The sequence below is a fragment of the Kitasatospora sp. NPDC059795 genome, assembly GCF_042732175.1.
In the GTDB taxonomy this organism is placed as follows: domain Bacteria; phylum Actinomycetota; class Actinomycetes; order Streptomycetales; family Streptomycetaceae; genus Kitasatospora.
In genome coordinates this window covers 1-1,435 of record NZ_JBHWID010000053.1, presented here as the reverse complement: position 1 = coordinate 1,435, position 1,435 = coordinate 1, and the positions used below count along the sequence as shown (strand labels likewise).

Sequence of the window (1,435 nt, the reverse complement as noted above, 5' to 3'; positions counted from 1 at the left end):
GTCCCAGGGGCTGGCGTTGAGGAACTGGTGCATCGACTGCGACGCGGTGGGCGAGCGCGAGACGGTGGCGGCCATCCGCTTGATCGACTTCTTGCCGTCGGTGGTCAGCAGGCCCGTCAGATACGCCTGGGCCCACGCCCTCTGATCGGCCCCCGGCAGGTGCCCGAAGATCTGATCGGCAAGTACGGAGACCGGCAGGTGCGCGTGCCCCACGTCGTGTGCCGCCATGGCTCGTTTCCCTTCTCCTGGGCAACCGATCGAGCGCCGCGATAGCGTAGCCAGCAATATCGTCTTTTCACGGGAGAGGGCGCTCCCGTCGGCTGGAGACCGGACAATGGACGTCCAATCCTGCTGGATCCGACGATCGCCGATGCCCCGTCCCCGCTTGACCAAGCCTTTTACCTACTTGGCCGATCCGTGGTTGCTCCCCGGTCGCGATTCCGCCGAAGCTTGGATGCCGCCGACCGCCCCCTCGCGATGGCCCCCGAAACCCCGTAGGCATGGAGAATGCGCACGATGCGTCGCCACGCCGACGATCTCGGAGAGGACATGGTAAAACAGGATCGGGCGGCACGTACACGGAGCATGGCCCGGCGTTCCGCCCCGCGCGGTTCGAGCCCTACAGCTGGAACGGGAGCGCCCCGGGAAGCCCGGCATCGACGGAGAGCCGGCTGCCCGCCCCCGGTGAACTGGTGCAACGGGCCTACGGCAACCGAGAGTCGGTCATGACGGCAGCCGCGGACCGGCCCGTCCCCGGCTGACGTCCCTCCCGGGGGCCGGAAGAGGATCGGACCGCACGGTCGCCTTCGGCCACCGGCTCGGCGGCACCGCCGGCGAAGAACGGACGGACACCGCGGACGCTCCCGCGTCCGCGCATCGCTCCGCCTGCCGTGGCCCACCCGTCACCGCGCCCATGCATACCTCCCCGCACGTCCCCGTCGGCGGCGCGGACGTGACCCCGGTCGCCAAGTCGCCGGAGCATGACCTTAGCGGGCGATGAGTGAATGGCTGGAGTCTTTCGGCAGAAAATCATCAAAGGCCGGGACGCCGTCCGCTGTACACCTCCTCCCCTACGGACCCCCGACAGACGGGCCCGGCCCGCGCCCGCCGTGCGCGCTCCTGCAGAACACGGCATGTGTCGGGGCGAATCGGCCAAAATTTTTTACCTCACATAGACAAAAAAAGAATCATTCTTATGATGCATCGAAGGCGTTCCTCGGAGGCGCCTCCGCACGTTCGGTCACGCAAACACGGTCAGCTTCGATGATCCGGGAAGTGCACACGTGATGAGTTCAGCCGAAAGCGACGCCTCGACCCGCCCCCCGGGGCCGCAGCCCATCGCGGCCGACCGCCCGGCCCGCAGGGACGGCCCCGCGGAACTGCGCCCCCCCGCCCCGGAGCCTGCCGCCCTCGACGGCGGCAGGCAGAACGAACG

General features: G+C 68.6%; 1 protein-coding gene. It reads right to left on the bottom strand.

The annotated features are described in order from the left end of the window. Nucleotides 1-228 (bottom strand): transposase (locus ACFV4P_RS35900; protein WP_380477683.1); only part of this gene is annotated, 228 nt, incomplete at its 3' end. Between the last annotated feature and the right edge of the window lie 1,207 nt (nucleotides 229-1,435).